The organism is Streptomyces sp. NPDC032745 (assembly GCF_055579465.1).
Genome location: NZ_JBVING010000001.1, coordinates 232,564 through 247,986, shown reverse-complemented (window position 1 = coordinate 247,986; position 15,423 = coordinate 232,564). Strand labels below are relative to the sequence as shown.

Annotated in this window: 13 protein-coding genes; 9 read left to right on the top strand and 4 right to left on the bottom strand. The window is 72.4% G+C overall.

Annotation, left to right across the window (positions count from 1 at the left end; all coding sequences use genetic code 11):
- Positions 1-700 precede the first annotated feature (700 nt).
- A complete protein-coding gene (locus tag ACZ5WG_RS01055; protein ID WP_468720473.1) occupies positions 701-2,554 on the top strand; it encodes a SpoIIE family protein phosphatase in 1,854 nt (617 codons plus the stop codon).
- A gap of 186 nt (positions 2,555-2,740) precedes the next feature.
- On the opposite strand, the gene ACZ5WG_RS01050 is transcribed toward ACZ5WG_RS01055, so the two are convergent.
- The gene (locus ACZ5WG_RS01050) at positions 2,741-4,981 is read right to left on the bottom strand and encodes a transglycosylase domain-containing protein (protein ID WP_468719714.1); all 2,241 of its coding nucleotides are present in this window, start codon (positions 4,979-4,981) and stop codon (positions 2,741-2,743) included.
- Positions 4,982-5,211: 230 nt separating this feature from the next.
- On the opposite strand from ACZ5WG_RS01050, the gene ACZ5WG_RS01045 reads away from it, so the two are divergent.
- The 6 genes from ACZ5WG_RS01045 (at position 5,212) to ACZ5WG_RS01020 (ending at position 11,003) form a co-directional block, all read left to right on the top strand.
- Positions 5,212-6,123: an SPFH domain-containing protein gene (locus tag ACZ5WG_RS01045; RefSeq protein ID WP_468719713.1), complete on the top strand. Its 912-nt coding sequence runs from the start codon at positions 5,212-5,214 to the stop codon at positions 6,121-6,123.
- The gene (locus ACZ5WG_RS01040; RefSeq protein WP_468719711.1) at positions 6,120-6,410 is read left to right on the top strand and encodes a type II toxin-antitoxin system antitoxin; all 291 of its coding nucleotides are present in this window, start codon (positions 6,120-6,122) and stop codon (positions 6,408-6,410) included. The genes ACZ5WG_RS01045 and ACZ5WG_RS01040 overlap by 4 nt, the downstream gene beginning before the upstream one ends.
- On the top strand, positions 6,358-7,338 hold the full coding sequence (locus ACZ5WG_RS01035) for a serine hydrolase domain-containing protein (RefSeq protein WP_468719709.1): 981 nt from the start codon (positions 6,358-6,360) through the stop codon (positions 7,336-7,338). The genes ACZ5WG_RS01040 and ACZ5WG_RS01035 overlap by 53 nt, the downstream gene beginning before the upstream one ends.
- Positions 7,339-7,450: 112 nt before the next feature.
- Positions 7,451-7,975 carry a PadR family transcriptional regulator gene (locus tag ACZ5WG_RS01030; RefSeq protein WP_468719707.1) on the top strand — a complete coding sequence of 175 codons (525 nt, stop codon included), beginning with the start codon at positions 7,451-7,453 and terminating at the stop codon, positions 7,973-7,975.
- The gene (locus tag ACZ5WG_RS01025; RefSeq protein WP_468719706.1) at positions 7,972-8,658 is read left to right on the top strand and encodes an ABC transporter ATP-binding protein; all 687 of its coding nucleotides are present in this window, start codon (positions 7,972-7,974) and stop codon (positions 8,656-8,658) included. The genes ACZ5WG_RS01030 and ACZ5WG_RS01025 overlap by 4 nt, the downstream gene beginning before the upstream one ends.
- Positions 8,655-11,003, top strand: a complete 2,349-nt coding sequence (locus ACZ5WG_RS01020) for an ABC transporter permease (protein WP_468719705.1) — start codon at positions 8,655-8,657, stop codon at positions 11,001-11,003. The genes ACZ5WG_RS01025 and ACZ5WG_RS01020 overlap by 4 nt, the downstream gene beginning before the upstream one ends.
- A 48-nt stretch (positions 11,004-11,051) precedes the next feature.
- Here ACZ5WG_RS01020 and ACZ5WG_RS01015 read toward each other — a convergent pair whose 3' ends face one another.
- Positions 11,052-11,999 carry a hydrogen peroxide-inducible genes activator gene (locus ACZ5WG_RS01015; RefSeq protein ID WP_399246569.1) on the bottom strand — a complete coding sequence of 316 codons (948 nt, stop codon included), beginning with the start codon at positions 11,997-11,999 and terminating at the stop codon, positions 11,052-11,054.
- 136 nt (positions 12,000-12,135) lie between these two features.
- Here ACZ5WG_RS01015 and ACZ5WG_RS01010 point away from each other — a divergent pair, with 136 nt between their 5' ends.
- Entirely contained in the window at positions 12,136-12,690 is a 555-nt protein-coding gene (locus ACZ5WG_RS01010) for a peroxiredoxin (protein ID WP_266625972.1), read from the top strand.
- 3 nt (positions 12,691-12,693) lie between these two features.
- Positions 12,694-13,230 carry an alkyl hydroperoxide reductase gene (locus tag ACZ5WG_RS01005; protein ID WP_053786237.1) on the top strand — a complete coding sequence of 179 codons (537 nt, stop codon included), beginning with the start codon at positions 12,694-12,696 and terminating at the stop codon, positions 13,228-13,230.
- Between the two features lie 77 nt (positions 13,231-13,307).
- Here the strand turns inward: ACZ5WG_RS01005 and ACZ5WG_RS01000 are convergent, their stop codons facing one another.
- A complete protein-coding gene (locus ACZ5WG_RS01000; RefSeq protein ID WP_468719704.1) occupies positions 13,308-13,991 on the bottom strand; it encodes a hypothetical protein in 684 nt (227 codons plus the stop codon).
- The gene (locus ACZ5WG_RS00995) at positions 13,975-15,390 is read right to left on the bottom strand and encodes an AI-2E family transporter (protein ID WP_468719703.1); all 1,416 of its coding nucleotides are present in this window, start codon (positions 15,388-15,390) and stop codon (positions 13,975-13,977) included. The genes ACZ5WG_RS01000 and ACZ5WG_RS00995 overlap by 17 nt, the downstream gene beginning before the upstream one ends.
- Positions 15,391-15,423 lie beyond the last annotated feature (33 nt).

Genomic DNA, 15,423 nt, shown 5'->3' with positions numbered 1-15,423 from the left:
CAGCGCACATCGAGCGCAAACGGACGGAATTCCACGCGTGACGGAGTACCCCACCTCGCAGGAGGGCCCGCAGCCCGCCGCGACACCGGCCCCGGGCGGCTCCGCCATGCCTGCCGCCTCCGGCGGCCCGGCGGAGGAACTGGGCCACGGCAAGGCCCCCGTCCCCGCCGCCGAGGCCGTACGCGGTTCGGCCGCGGCCGGCGACGATCCGGTGCGCGCGCACGCCGAGGCCGCCGGCCGGGGCCCGGACGTCCCGCGCCCGCGCGGCGAGGGCGTGCCCGCCCCGCAGGACGGCACGCCCCGCCCGGGCCGGGGCCGCTCGCGCGGCGCCGCGGCGCAGGGCGCGGCCGGCCGCCGCGGCCGCGACGGCGAGGCGGCCCGCAATGCCGCGCGCGAGACCGCAGCGGGCGGATCCCGGCGACGCGACGGCGAAGCCGCCCGGAACGCCGCGCACGCGGCGGCCGCCCACGACGAGGACCCGGCTTCCGCAGCCCTGCCCGCCGGGCGGGCCCACGAGGCCCCCGGTGCGGGCCAGGACCGCCAGGCAGCCGCAACACCGGGTGCCTCCCGCCCCCGCGGAGCCGGACCCGACGCGGACCCACCCGCGGGCCGCGAAGGCCGGGCCGCCGCAGGCGGAGAGGGCGCGCTCGCGGGCCCGGCCCGCGAAGGCCACACCCCGGCGGACACGGACCCCGCCCGCATGACCGGGGCCGGTGCCGCCGGTCCGGCGTACGAAGGGCAGGGCTCCGCAGTGGCCGATGTCCTCGGCGGGGGCGCAGCCGTGCTGGACGGCGGGATGGCTCGGCGCGAGGGGGACCGGCTGCGCTTCGTCGGGGCCGCCACCCGGCGGATCGCACGCGGCATCGACCTCGACGAGATCGTGCTCGGACTGTGCCGGGCCACCGTGCCCACCTTCTCGGACGCCATCCTCGTCTACCTGCGGGATCCCCTGCCGGTGGGCGACGAGCGTCCCGTCGGCCCGGTCGTTTTAAGGCTGCGCCGCACCGACCGGCTCCGGCCGATCGACGATCTGACCGGAGCGGACGGCGCCGGGGCCGTGGGGGCCGCCGGCGAGCTCGACTTCAGCCAGCTGCCGATGGTCGGCCCGCAGGGTGACCTGCCCGCGGCGGAGCTCTGCGAGATCCGCACCGGCGGGGCACTCGCCGAGGTGCTGCGCGGCGTACGGCCGGTCTTCGGGTCCGCTGCCGGGGCCAAGGACGCGCTGCCGGAACTGCTCGGCTCGGAGCACCCCGTTCCGCGCGGCCAGCGGGCCATCCTCGCTCCGCTGCGCGGCCGCCGCCGCGTCATCGGCGCCGCGGTGTTCCTGCGCAGCCCCGAGCGGCCCGCGTTCGAGCAGAACGACCTCCTGGTCGCCGCCCAGCTGGCCACGCACACCGCGCTCGGCATCGACAAGGCGGTCCTGTACGGCCGCGAGGCGTACATCGCCGACGAGCTCCAGCGCACCATGCTCCCCGACAGCCTCCCCCAGCCCACCGGGGTCCGGCTCGCCTCGCGCTACCTGCCCGCCGCCGAGACGGCCCGGGTCGGCGGCGACTGGTACGACGCCATACCGCTGCCCGGCAGCCGGGTCGCGCTCGTCGTCGGCGACGTCATGGGCCACTCCATGACCTCCGCCGCGATCATGGGCCAGCTCCGCACCACCGCCCAGACCCTGGCCCAGCTGGACCTGCCGCCCGCCGAGGTCCTGCACCACCTGGACGAGCAGGCGCAGCGCCTGGGCTCCGACCGGATGGCCACCTGCCTGTACGCGGTCTACGACCCGGTCTCGCACCGGATCACCATCGCCAACGCCGGGCACCCGCCGCCGGTGCTCCTGCACCTCGGCGGCCGCGCCGAAGTGCTCCGGGTGCCCCCCGGCGCCCCGATCGGCGTCGGCGGCGTGGACTTCGAGGCCGTGGAGCTGGACGCCCCGGCCGGGGCCACGCTGCTGCTCTACACCGACGGCTTGGTGGAGTCCCGGCTGCGCGACGTCTGGACCGGAATCGAGCAGCTGCGCGAGCGGCTCGCCACCACCGCCCAGCTGACCGGCCTCGACCATCCGCCGCCGCTGGAGGCGCTCTGCGACGACGTCCTGGACATGCTCGGCCCGGGCGACCGGGACGACGACATCGCGCTGCTCGCGGCCCGCTTCGACGGGATCGCGCCGAGCGACGTGGCGTACTGGTTCCTGGACCCGGAGGAGACCGCTCCGGGCCGCGCCCGCCGGTTCGCCCGCCGGGCGCTGACCCGGTGGGGCCTGGAGGAGCTCCAGGACTCCCTGGAGCTCCTGGTCAGCGAGGTGGTCACCAATGCCGTCCGGTACGCCGAGCGGCCCGTGACGTTGCGCCTGCTGCGGACGGACGTACTGCGCTGCGAGGTCGGCGACGACTCCCCGCAGCTGCCGCGCCAGCGCCGGGCCCGGGACACCGACGAGGGCGGCCGCGGGCTGTTCCTGGTCAACCGGATGGCCCGCCGCTGGGGCGCCACCCGGCTGAGCAGCGGCAAGGTCGTCTGGTTCGAGCTCCCGTTGCCGGGGGCGAACGACCGGCGTTGACTGGGCCAAGTGGCCAACGACGTCAGCCGGTTCACCAGGTCCGACGTGTTCCAGCCGGGCCGGCGGACCGAGATGCCGGCGCCGGCCGGGCCTCGCCGCGGCGCTCCGGGGCTGAACGCGAGAACGCCGCCGCCCCGCAGCGTGGATGCTGCGGGGCGGCGGTGTGTCAGGGGCCGTACGAGCGCGCTACGGGAGCGTGATCGGCGGACTCTTGGACGGGTCCGGGCTCTTGCTCGGGTCCGGGCTCTTGCTCGGGTCCGGGCTCTTCGACGGGCTCTTGCTCGGGTTCGGCGAGCTCTTGCCGGGGTCCGGGGTGTTCGCCGACTGCGAGGCGCTCGTCGACGGCGTGATGGCGGCCGAGGGGCTCGACGACGGGGAGCTGCTGCGGCTCGGCGCCTGCGAGGCGCCCATCTTCGCCTCGGAGAGGTCGAACTCGCCGGTGTCCACTCCCTTGAGCGCGGCCAGCGTGTACGCCTTCCAGATCTCGGCGGGGAAGCTGGAACCACCCGCTCGGCCACCGCCCGCGGTACCGGTCAGGGTGACCTGCTTGGCCGTTCCGGGCTCTTCGCCGAACATCGCGACGACGGTGACGAGCTCCGGCGTGTACGCGGTGAACCAGGCGGCCACGTTGGACTCGGTGGTACCGGTCTTGCCGGCGGCCTCGTAGGCGGAGCTCTTCACGGCCTTGCCGGAACCGTCCTGGACGACGCCGGTGAGCACCTTGGTCACCGTGTCGGCGGTCTCGCGGGTGATGGCCTGGCCGCCCACGGACTCGACCGGCTTGAACTCGCGGGTGGCGTGCTTGGCGCTCTTGATGATCGTCGGCGTGACCTTCTTGCCGTGGTTGTCGAAGGTGGCGTAGACGCCGGCCATCTCCAGGGTGTTGGCGCTCATGGTGCCGAGCGACATGGCCGGCTTGTCGGCGGGCCAGCCGTCGCGGTCCTTCATGCCGAGTTCCAGCGCCGTCTTCTTCACGTTCGGCGGGCCCACGTCCACGATCATCTGGGCGTACACCGAGTTCACGGAGGAGTTGGTGGCCGCCTGGACGGTGAGGAAGGGGTCGCCGTAGTTCGTGTTGTCCTGGTTCTGCGGCGCGAACGGGGTGTCGCCTCCGACGACCGGGCGCTTGCTGGTGCCGTCGTAGAGCGCGTTCGGGGTGATCGGCTTGCCGTCGTGCGTCTTGGACTTGTTCTCCAGGGCGGAGGCGAGCACGACCGGCTTGAAGGTCGAGCCGGGCTGGAAGTCCTGGCGCAGGGCGTTGCTCGCCCAGTGGTCGGAGAGCCCGGTGCCGCCGTACATCGCGACGACCGCGCCGGTCTTCGGGTCCACGGAGGTGGCGCCGGCCTGCACGCTCGCGTCGACGGCGCGGTCCTTGCGGTCGAGCTTGGCCTCCAGCTCGTCCTGGACGGCCTTCTCCAGCGCGGCCTGCTTCTTGGGGTCGACGTTGAGGGTGATCTCCCAGCCACCGGCCTGCAGCATCTGCGCGGTCATGCCGGTCTGCCGGCGCAGTTCCGCGTCGGCCGCCTGCTTCAGGTAGCCCTTCTGGCCCTCCATGCCGGGGGCGGCCTTGGGCTTGATCGGCATCTGGAGCTGGAGCTGCTTGCGCTTCTCCGGGTCGAGCGCCTTCATCTCGACCATGTTGTCGAGCACACCGTTGAAGCGGATCTTGACCAGCCGCGTGCCGTTCGGGCCGGCGGTCGCCAGGTCGTAGTCGCTGGGCGCCTGGAGGACGGCCGCGAGGTACGCGCCCTGCTCCAGGGTCAGCTTGTCGACGTCGACGCCGTAGTACGCCTGGGCGGCGGCCTGGATGCCGTACGCGCCGCGCCCGAAGTAACTGGTGTTCAGGTACCCCTCGAGGATGTCGTCCTTCTCCATGCGCCGGTCGACCTTGAGGGAGATCACCAGCTCCTTGAGCTTGCGGGTCGCCGTCTGGTCCTGGTTCAGGTAGAAGTTCTTGACGTACTGCTGGGTGATCGTCGAACCGCCGGCCTTGCCCTTGCCGGTGACCGTGTTGAACAGGCCGCGGCCGATGCCGAGGAAGTCGACGCCCTTGTCCTCGTAGAAGGATTTGTTCTCGATGGCGATGAAGCCGGTCTTGACGTCCTTGGGGACCCGGCTGATCGGCACGATCTCGCGGTTCATCGCGCCGTCGCGCGCCATGATCGAGCCGTCCGCGTACTTGTAGACGTTGCTCTGCTTGAGGGCGTCGGCGTTGGGGTCGGGCTCGTTCACGTAGAAGTAGAGAGCGACGAGCGCGCCCATGCCGAGCAGGATCAGCCCGAAGAGCGTCCCCAGGATCTTCTTCCACGTGAAGAAGCGACGTATGCCGGTCCGTTTGCCGGTACGCCCCTTTTTCCCGGTGGCGCTCCCGCGCGGCGCCCGCCGCGCACTGCGCTGCTGCGCCTTACGCGCTTCTGCTCGGCCCATCGCTCCCGCTCCGCTCGATTTCCCCCCCGACGTCAGCTCAGAAAGCTAACACCGCAGGTTGTGACAAAGGTTGGCCAACCGTGGCCAATACCGGTCAATTCGGACGTGAGAATCAGCACCCACATCAAGGGAACCGACGCGCGGCAAGCCCATAGGGTTGCGGCAGCCCGAAAAAGTGATATCACTTTGCTAAGCGGCTCGACCGGCCGCGACCTAGCGAAACGGGGCAGATGATGACGAACCTGGCGGCAACCGCTGGAGACGTACGGGAGTTCACGGCGCGCAGTATGGGCGGCGGACTGGCGCTGGTGCTCGGGCTGTTGGCGACGGTGGCCGGCGCGGGCCTGATCGCCCTCGGCGTCACCGCCGACGGCACGGTGATGCACGCGTCCCTGATACCGGCGGGCGTCCTGCTGATCCTCGTCGCGGTCATCTCGATGAGCGGGCTGAACACGGTGGCTCCGGGCGAGGCCCGCGTGGTCCAGCTGTTCGGCCGGTACCGGGGGACGATCCGCGCCGACGGCCTGCGCTGGGTCAATCCGCTGACCTCGCGGGAGACGATCTCCACCCGGGTCCGCAACCACGAGACGGCCGTCCTGAAGGTCAACGACGCCTACGGCAACCCGATCGAGCTGGCGGCCGTCGTGGTGTGGCGGGTGGAGGACACCGCGCGGGCCAAGTTCGAGGTCGATGACTTCACCCAGTTCGTCGAGACCCAGACCGAGGCGGCGGTCCGGCACATCGCGATCGAGTACCCGTACGACTCGCACGAGGAGGGCGGGCTCTCACTGCGCGGCAACGCCGAGGAGATCACCGAGAAGCTGGCGCTCGAACTGCACGCCCGGGTGGAGGCGGCCGGCGTCCGCATCATCGAGTCCCGGTTCACGCATCTCGCGTACGCTCCGGAGATCGCCTCCGCGATGCTCCAGCGCCAGCAGGCGGGCGCGGTCGTGGCGGCCCGGAAGCAGATCGTCGAAGGGGCGGTCGGCATGGTGGAACTGGCCCTGACCCGCCTGGCGGAGGAGGACATCGTGGATCTGGACCCGGAGCGCAAGGCCGCCATGGTCTCGAACCTGATGGTGGTCCTGTGCGGCGACCGGGCGGCCCAGCCGGTGGTCAACGCGGGCACGCTCTACCAGTGAGCCCCTCCGGCGAGCCGCAGGACCCGGAACCGGGACGGGGCCCCGGCGAGGGCCAGGGCCAGGAGCGGGCCGCGCGCGCGGGGCGGCAGGCGCGCAAGCAGGTACTGCTGCGGCTCGACCCGCAGGTGTACGACGCCCTCGCGCGCTGGGCGGGCGAGGAGCTGCGCAGCGCCAACGCGCAGATCGAGTTCCTGCTGCGGCGGGCCCTGTCCGAGACGGGCCGGCTGCCGGGCGGTGCGGCCCCGATCCGGCCGCGCGGCCGCCCCCGCAGCTCACCCGATTCCTGACGGCAGCTCCCCGGGCAGACCCCTGCCGGGCATCTCCGGCCGACCGGGCCGCAGACCCGCCGGCCACCCGCAGGGGTCCGCCCCGACCTGCCGGAACGGGCGACCCCGCCCACAATGGACGCATGGGGACCTCCCGAGCCGGGCCCCCGAACTCGCGGCCGCCCTGGATGCCGACCCCGGGAAGGCCTACACCCCGCAGGACGTCCTGGCCATCGCGTTCCGCCGCCCGCCGAACTTCGCACCCGGCGCGTCCTACGAGTACTCCAACACCAACTACGCCCTGTTGGGCCTCGTCGCCGAAAAGGCCGGCGGCCGCCCCCTGGCCCGGCAGTTCCAGGACCGGCTGTTCACCCCGCTCGGACTGAAGGGGACGTCCCTCCCCGGCATCCACGACCTGTCGCTCCCCGAGCCCCACGCGCACGGCTACATGTACGGAGGGACGTCGTACGCGCTCGAGGACAAGCCCTACCCGGCAGCGATGCGCGAGGCGGCGCAGGCGGGGAAGCTCGCGCCCCTCGACTACACCCACCAGAACCCCTCCTACGCCACCGCTGCCGGAGGAGCCGCCCCCACCGCGGACGACCTGGCCGCATGGATCAAGGCGCTGGTGACGGGCAAGCTCCTGGACTCCGCAGCCCAGCGGCAGTGGCTGCGCAGCCCGCAGGCCGAGGACCCGGCAGCCCCCGACGGCCAGAAGTACGGCTACGGCATCGCCTACCAGCGCTTCGCCCCGAACGCCGCGATGTACTACCACGGCGGTGAACTCCCGGGCTTCAACTCCTTCATGGGCCACGACCCGGACAACGACGTCACGCTCGTGATCCGGACGAACCTGACCCTGTCCCCCGACGGCCGCACCACGGCCCAGGCCCTGCTGCCCACCGTCCCCAACCAGATCTACGCCGGGCTCGCCCTGCCCACCGGCTGACGGACCACCACCAGGCCTTCGGTCCCTTTCCCGCGGCCGTGGGGCAGGCCGAAAACCATCTATACACCGCGCGTATACATCGTGCGTATACACCGCGTGTATAGTCCTCGGCATGTCCATCGGTCACACGCTCCTCGGCCTCCTCGAGGCCGGCCCACGCCACGGTTACGACCTCAAGCGCGCCTTCGACGAGAGATTCGGCCACGACCGCCCCCTCGCCTACGGGCAGGTCTACTCGACCATGTCCCGCCTCCTGAAGAACGGCCTCGTCGAGGTCGAGGGGATAGAGAGCGGCGGCGGACCCGACCGCAAGCGGTACGCCATCACCGACGCCGGCATCACCGACGTCGACAGCTGGCTCGCCCAGCCCGAGAAGCCCGAGCCCTACCTCCAGTCGACGCTCCACACCAAGGTCGTCCTCGCCCTGCTCACCGGCCGCAGCGCCGCCGACCTGCTGGACACGCAGCGGGCCGAGCACCTGCGGCTCATGCGCATCCTGACCCAGCGCAAGCGCAAGGGCGACTTCGCCGACCAGCTCGTCTGCGACCACGCCCTGTTCCACCTGGAAGCGGATCTGCGGTGGCTGGAACTCGCCGCCGCCCGCCTCGACCAACTCGCCCGGGAGGTACGCCGATGACTCCGGCCGGCACCCTGCTCTGCGCCACGGACCTCCGCAAGGCGTACGGACCCACCAAGGCCCTCGACGGCGCGGAGTTCTCCATCCACCCCGGCGAGGTCGTCGCCGTCATGGGGCCCTCCGGCTCCGGCAAGTCGACCCTGCTGCACTGCCTCGCCGGGATCGTCACGCCCGACTCCGGCACCATCACGTACGCCGGCCGCGAACTGTCCGCCATGAACGACGCCGAGCGCAGCGCCCTGCGCCGCAGCGAGTTCGGCTTCGTCTTCCAGTTCGGCCAGCTCGTCCCCGAGCTGAGCTGCGTGGAGAACGTGGCCCTCCCGCTCCGCCTCGCCGGCGCCAAGCGCAAGGAGGCCGAGCGGACCGCCCTGCAGTGGATGGAGCGGCTCCAGGTCGAGGACCTCGGCCACAAGCGCCCGGGCGAGGTCAGCGGCGGTCAGGGCCAGCGCATCGCCGTGGCCCGCGCCCTGGTCACCGGACCCCGGGTGATCTTCGCCGACGAGCCCACCGGCGCCCTCGACTCCCTCAACGGCGAGCTCGTCATGCAGCTGCTGACCGAGGCCGCCCGGTCCGCGAACACCGCCGTCGTCCTCGTCACCCACGAGGCCCGGGTGGCCGCGTACTCCGACCGCGAAATCGTCGTACGCGACGGCAGGTCGCGCGATATGGAGCGGATCGTATGAGGACGCCCGGCACCCGCAGCTCCTGGGTCAAGGACCTCGCCATGGGCGTCCGGTTCGCCTTCGCCGGCGGCCGCGAGGGCTGGACCCGCACCCTCCTCACCGGGATGGGCGTTGGCCTCGGCGTCGCGCTGCTGCTGGTCACCACCGCCGTACCGAACGCCCTGGCCGCCCGCGACCAGCGCGGCGCCGCGCGCGAGACCATCACCTCCCAGACCGCCGAACAGCCGGGGCGCGACACCCTGCTGATCGCCCGCGCGAACATGTCGTACCACTCGGACGACATCGACGGGCGCCTCGTCCAGCCCGAGGGCCCGGACGCCCCGCTGCCGCCCGGCCTGAAGAAGTACCCCGGCCCGGGCGAACTGGCCGTCTCCCCGGCCCTCGACCGGCTGATGAAGACCGACGAGGGCAAGCTGCTCCGCAAACGCCTCGACGGGAAGATCGTGTCGGTCATCGGCGACGCTGGCCTGGTCGGCCCCGGCGACCTCTACTACTACGCCGGCACCGACCGGCTCGCCGCGCAGGCGGACGGCTCGTACGTCCAGCGGATCACCGCCTTCGAGAACACCGTCGAGGCCCCGCCGCTCGACCCCGTCCTCGCCCTCCTCGTGGTGCTGGTGTTCGTCGCCCTGCTGACGCCGGTCGCCGTGTTCATCGCGACCGCCGTCCGCTTCGGCGGGGACCGCCGCGACCGCAGGCTCGCGGCCCTGCGCCTGGTCGGCGCCGACGGCCGGACGGTCCGCCGGATCGCTGCGGGCGAGGCGCTCGCCGGTGCACTGATCGGCCTGGTGCTCGGCACCGGCTTCTTCCTGATCGCCCGGCAGCTCGCACCGCACCTGAGCCTCCAGGGGCGCAGCGTCTTCCCCGCCGACCTCGACCCGCGCCCGGCGCTGGCCGCCCTCGTCGCGGTCTCCGTCCCGGCCGCCGCCGTCGCCGTGACCCTGTTCGCCCTGCGCGGCGTGGTCATCGAGCCGCTCGGCGTGGTCCGCACGGCCACCCCGCGCAGGCGCCGGATCTGGTGGCGGCTGCTACTGCCGCTGGCCGGTCTCGGCCTGCTGGCCCCGATGACGGGCCGCGGCAACACCCACGGGCGGTTCAACCAATGGCAGGTCTCGGGCGGTGTGGTGCTGCTCCTGGTCGGCATCACCGCCCTGCTGCCCTGGCTGCTGGAGCGGGTCGTGGGCCGGCTCGGCGGCGCCGGCGGGGTCTCCTGGCAGCTCGCCGTACGCCGCCTCCAGCTCACCAGCGGGACCGCCGCCCGGCTGGTCAACGGGATCGCGGTCGCGGTGGCCGGGGCCATCGCCCTGCAGATGCTCTTCGCGGGCGTCGAGGGCGACTACACCCGTGACACCGGCCAGGACCCCTCCCGGGCCTCGATGTCCATCCTCACCCGCTCCGGTACCGAGGGCCACGTCGACGCCCTCGGCAAGGCGGTGGCCGACACCCCGGGCATCCTCAAGGCCGTTCCGCTGACGTCCGTTTCGGCCTCCCGCACCCCGAAGGCACAGGGCGGTTCGATCGGTCTGACCATCGGGACGTGCGAGGCCCTGCGCGAGGTCGGGCAGCTGCCCTCCTGCAAGGACGGCGACGCGTTCGTCCTGACCGGCGCCCCCGGCGAGCCGGACGGGCGCACCAGAACCGCCGGGCCCGGCGACAAGCTGTTCACCGGGAACCTCTACGACCGCGAAGGCCCCGAGCCGAGCGTCTGGACCGTTCCCGCCGACGCGCGGACGGCGCAGGCCCGCAAGGACCCGAACGGCAGCCTGCGCACCGGCCTGCTGGTCACCCCGGCGGCCGCTCCGAAGAACCTGAGCGGCCGCGGAATGGCCCAGGTGTACGTCCAGCTGGACCCGGAGGTGCCGGATGCGCTGGAGCTGGCCCGGACCGCGGCCTACAAGGCCGACCCGCTGGCCACGGCCATGACCCTTCAGTCGGCCCGGACGACCACCGAGTTCGCCTCGATCCGGACCGGGCTGTTCGTCGGCGCCACCCTGGTGCTGGTGCTGATCGGCGCCAGCCTGCTGGTCTCCCAGCTGGAGCAGCTGCGCGAGCGCAAGAAGCTGCTGTCCGCCCTGGTCGCGTTCGGCACCAAGCGCTCCACTCTGAGCCTGTCGGTGCTGTGGCAGACGGCCCTGCCGATCGCCCTCGGCCTGGCCCTGGCCACCGCCGTCGGCCTTTCGCTCGGCGCGGTGCTGATGCGGATGACCAACGTGCCGGTCCGGATCGACTGGTCCTCGGTCGCGATGATGGCCGGCATCGGCGCCGGGGTGGCCCTGGTGGTCACCCTGCTCAGCCTGCCGCCGCTGCTGCGGATGATGCGCCCGGACGGCCTGCGTACGGAGTGACGCCGGACGCCCGCAGGCCCGTACGCCCGCTCCCCGGTGTGGCCCGCCCTATTCGGCGGGCCACACCGGGAGCGGGCGTACGGCTTCGCGCAGGGCGCCCGCGATGGCCCGGAACTCCTCCTGGCGGGCCGTGCCCGTCCGCATCGCGAGCGCGATCCGCCGCGACGGCGCGGGCTCGGCGAAGTACCCGGTGGCCAGGTACTCGTTGCGGGCGGTCTCCAGCCGCAGCGCGGTGCGCGGCAACAGCGTCACGCCCAGTCCCCCGGCGACCAGTTGTACGAGGGTGGAGAGCCCGGCGGCGGTCGTGGTGACGTCCGCCCCGTCGGTCCGGCCGGCTTCGCGGCAGATGTCCAGCGCCTGGTCACGCAGGCAGTGCCCCTCGTCGAGCAACAGCAGTTGCAGGCCCCGCAGTTCCTCGCGCGGGATGTCCCTGCGCCCGGCGAGCGGGTGTTCCCGGGGTGCGAGGAGTACGAAGTCCTCGTCGAAGACGGGCAGTTCGGTCACTCCCGGGACGCCGAGCGGGACCGCGAGCAGCAGCAGGTCGAGCCGTCCGCCGGCCAGCCCGTCCAGCAGCGAGGAGGTCTGCTCCTCGTGCACCTGGAGGTCCATCCGCGGGTAGCGCCGGTGGAACAGCCCGAGCACGGTCGGCAGCAGGTACGGGGCGACGGTGGGGATCACTCCCAGCCTCAGGATCCCGGTGAAGGGGGCCCGTACCGCCTCAGCCTCCTCCAGCAGCCCGCCCATCGCGTCGAGGACGGCCCGGGCCCGGGCCGCGATCCGCTCGCCCGCCGGGGAGAGCAGCACCTTGCGGGTGGTGCGCTCCAGCAGCTGCACGCCGAGGGCCTCCTCCAGCGCGGAGACTGCGCCGGAGAGTGCCGGCTGGCTCATTCCGATGGCCGCGGCGGCATCGCGGAAGTGCAGGTGCTCGGCGACGGCCGCGAACGCGCGCAGCTGCGCGAGCGTCGCCTGCTTCGCTCCCCTATTACCGACAGCCACTGATAGGCACCTCCGATCACCGGCCTCGAGTCTAGCTATTTCCGTAATCAATCCTGCTGTGCCAGCATGTGAGATCCGTCCAACCCCCTCGGAAAACCCCCAAAAGGGCTATTTTCCATTTCCGCAAGGAGAGCACGTGCTCACTGTCGGTGACAAGTTCCCCACCTACGATCTGACCGCTTGCGTCTCGCTCGAGGCCGGCAGCGAGTTCGCCCAGATCGACCACAAGACCTATGAGGGCAAGTGGCGCGTGGTGTTCTTCTGGCCGAAGGACTTCACCTTCGTCTGCCCGACCGAGATCGCCGCCTTCGGCAAGCTGAACGACGAGTTCGCCGACCGCGACACCCAGGTCCTCGGCGTCTCCGGCGACTCCGAGTTCGTCCACCACGCCTGGCGCAAGGACCACGCCGACCTGCGTGACCTGCCCTTCCCGATGCTGGCCGACTCCAAGCACGAGCTCATGCAGGCCTGTGGCGTGCAGGGCGAGGACGGCTTCGCGCAGCGCGCCGTGTTCATCGTCGACCAGAACAACGAGATCCAGTTCACGATGGTGACCGCCGGTTCCGTGGGCCGTAACCCCAAGGAGGTCCTGCGGGTCCTCGACGCCCTGCAGACCGACGAGCTGTGCCCCTGCAACTGGAACAAGGGCGAGGGCACCCTGGACGCCGGCGCGCTGCTGGCCGGTGAGTGACGGATGTCCCTCGACTCCCTCAAGTCCGCCATACCGGACTTCGCCAAGGACCTGAAGCTGAACCTCGGTTCGGTCATCGGCAACAGCGACCTGCCGCAGCAGCAGCTGTGGGGCACGGTCCTGTCCTGCGCGATCGCCGCCCGCTCCCCGCGCGTCCTGCGTGAGCTGGAGCCGGAGGCGAAGGCGGCCCTGTCGCCCGAGGCGTACACCGCCGCCAAGTCCGCGGCCGCGGTCATGGCGATGAACAACGTCTTCTACCGCACGCGGCACCTGCTCTCCGACCCGGAGTACGGCACCCTGCGCGCGGGCCTGCGGATGAACGTCATCGGCAACCCGGGCGTGGAGAAGGTCGACTTCGAGCTGTGGTCGCTCGCCGTCTCCGCGATCAACGGCTGCGGCCAGTGCCTGGACTCGCACGAGCAGGTCCTGCGCAAGGCCGGCGTCGACCGCGAGACGATCCAGGAGGCCTTCAAGATCGCCTCGGTGATCCAGGCCGTCGCGGTCACCCTCGACGCCGAGGCCGCCCTCGCCGCCGAGTAGTCCCCCTCGTACGAGGTCCAGGGCCCCCGCAGCCGTTCCCGGCGGCGGGGGCCCTGTCGTTCACCTGCGCCTGTCGTTCACCTGCGCAGGGCCGCCATCAGGGCGCGCATGTCCTCGATCATCGCCGCCTTGATCGCGTCCCCGTCCGGCTCGAAGCGGGCGTCGGGGCCGAACCACTGGACGTGCAGCGTGAACACCGCCCCGCCGTCGAGCACTTGGAGCCGGGGCCCGCCGCCACCGTCCCCCTCGTGGAACTCCGCCCGCTCGCCGAGCCCGGGGACCTGCTCCACCGTGCCGGCGGCGCCGTCGAAGAAGCCCCAGCCGGCCCTGGGTCCCGTGCCGAACTCCGCCCCGGGGTCGGTCTTCTTGTGCAGCTCGGCCATCGCCTGCACCTGGTAGGAGACCTGTCCGTCGACGTAGTTCCCGTTGTAGTTGCAGTACGACCAGTCCAGCCCGGGGTGCTCACCGTGGGTCGGGAAGCCGCGGCCCAGCTGCACCTCGGTCTTGGCGAGCGCGGCCAGAGGTCCTGCCCCGCACAGGTCCTCGGTGTGCCGGTACGAGATCCGCGGGGCACTGGCGAAACGATCCTGCGCCACCAGGACCCCGGCCCAGACGGCCGAGGCCAGTACGGCCCCGCCGAGCGCCCATAACCAGGCCGTACGAGGCCCCCGTACGCGCTCCCGCGGGGCGTCGGGCTCCTCCGCCGGCGTGGCCGGCCGGCCGGTGCCCCACTCCCCCTCGAGCTCAGGCTCGCTGATCATGCCCGGCCTCGCGGAGGGCCTGTTCCACGGCGGTCGAGCCGTGCGGGCCCGGGCCGATCGGAGTGGCGCCCTGGAGGAGCTGGTCCCGGGAATAGGCCCTGAGGTAGACGACCACGGTGTTCGTGACGGCGACCAGCGGAACGGCGACGACCGCTCCGCCGATGCCCGCGACCATGCCGCCCGCGGCCACCGACAGCACCACCGCGAGCGGGTGCACCCGTACCGCCCGGCCCAGGATGAAGGGCTGGAGCACGTGCCCCTCGATCTGCTGCACGGCCAGCACCACGGCCAGCACCATCAGCGCCGTCCACGGCCCCTGGGTCACCAGGGCGACGACCACCGCGAGGGCGCCCGAGACCACCGCGCCGACGAGCGGGATGAAGGCGAACAGGAAGATGAAGACGGCCAGCGGCACCGCCATCGGCACCTTGAGGAAGTAGATGCCGAGGCCGATGAAGATGGCGTCGATGAGCGCGACGAGCACCGTGCCGCGGACGTACGCCGTCAGCGTGCGCCAGGCGCGCGGACCGGCGCCCGCGACACCGGGGCGGGCGGCGGCCGGGACCAGGCCCTGCACCCAGGTCCAGATGCGCTTGCCGTCGTAGAGCAGGAACAGCGTCGAGAACATCGCGAGCAGGATGCCCGTGAGCACCTCGACGAGGACCGTCACGCCCTGCAGGCCGGCGGAGGTGATCTGCTCGGTGTTGGTGCCGATGGTCTCGCTGAGGTTCTTCGCGATGTCGTTGATCTGCTTCTCGGTCACGTGGAACGGACTGTCCAGTGCCCAGAGTTTGAGCTCGTTGATGCCGTCGCGCACGCGGGCGGAGAGGTCGTCGAGGTTCTCCATGACCTGCCAGACCACGAACCAGCCGACCAGCCCGATGACCACGAACCCGAGGATCGCGGTGACGGCGGTGGCGAGCCCGCGCGGCAGGCCGAGGCGGCGCAGCCGGACCACGAAGGGCTGGAGCAGCGCGGTGACGAGCAGGGCGGCGGCGAAGGCGAGGACGACCAGGCGGACTTCGCTGATCACCTTCATCACGACCCAGAGCATCCCGGCGAGCAGCAGCAGCCGCCAGCTGACCTCGGCGGCGACGCGCATGCCCCACGGGACGACGCTCACCGGGTCGGGACGCCCGGGCGGAGCGGGCGGGTGCGGGTGGCCGGGCTGCTCGGCGGGGGTGGCGGGCGCCGGGGTGGGCGCCTGGGCTGCCGGAGCCCCCGCACCGGCCCGCGTGCCCGCGCCCGTACGGGCGGCGCCCGGAGCGGCGACCGGGACCGGGACCGGAGCGGCGCCAATGCTCTCCGCCTCGACCTCGGCACGCCGCTCCTGGAGCCGCGCCTCCATCTGGCTCAGCCTGTTCCCGAGCCGGCCGAGCCAGCCTGCCCTCTTCGCCATGTCTTTTCCTTCCCCCGCCCGTGGACACACCTC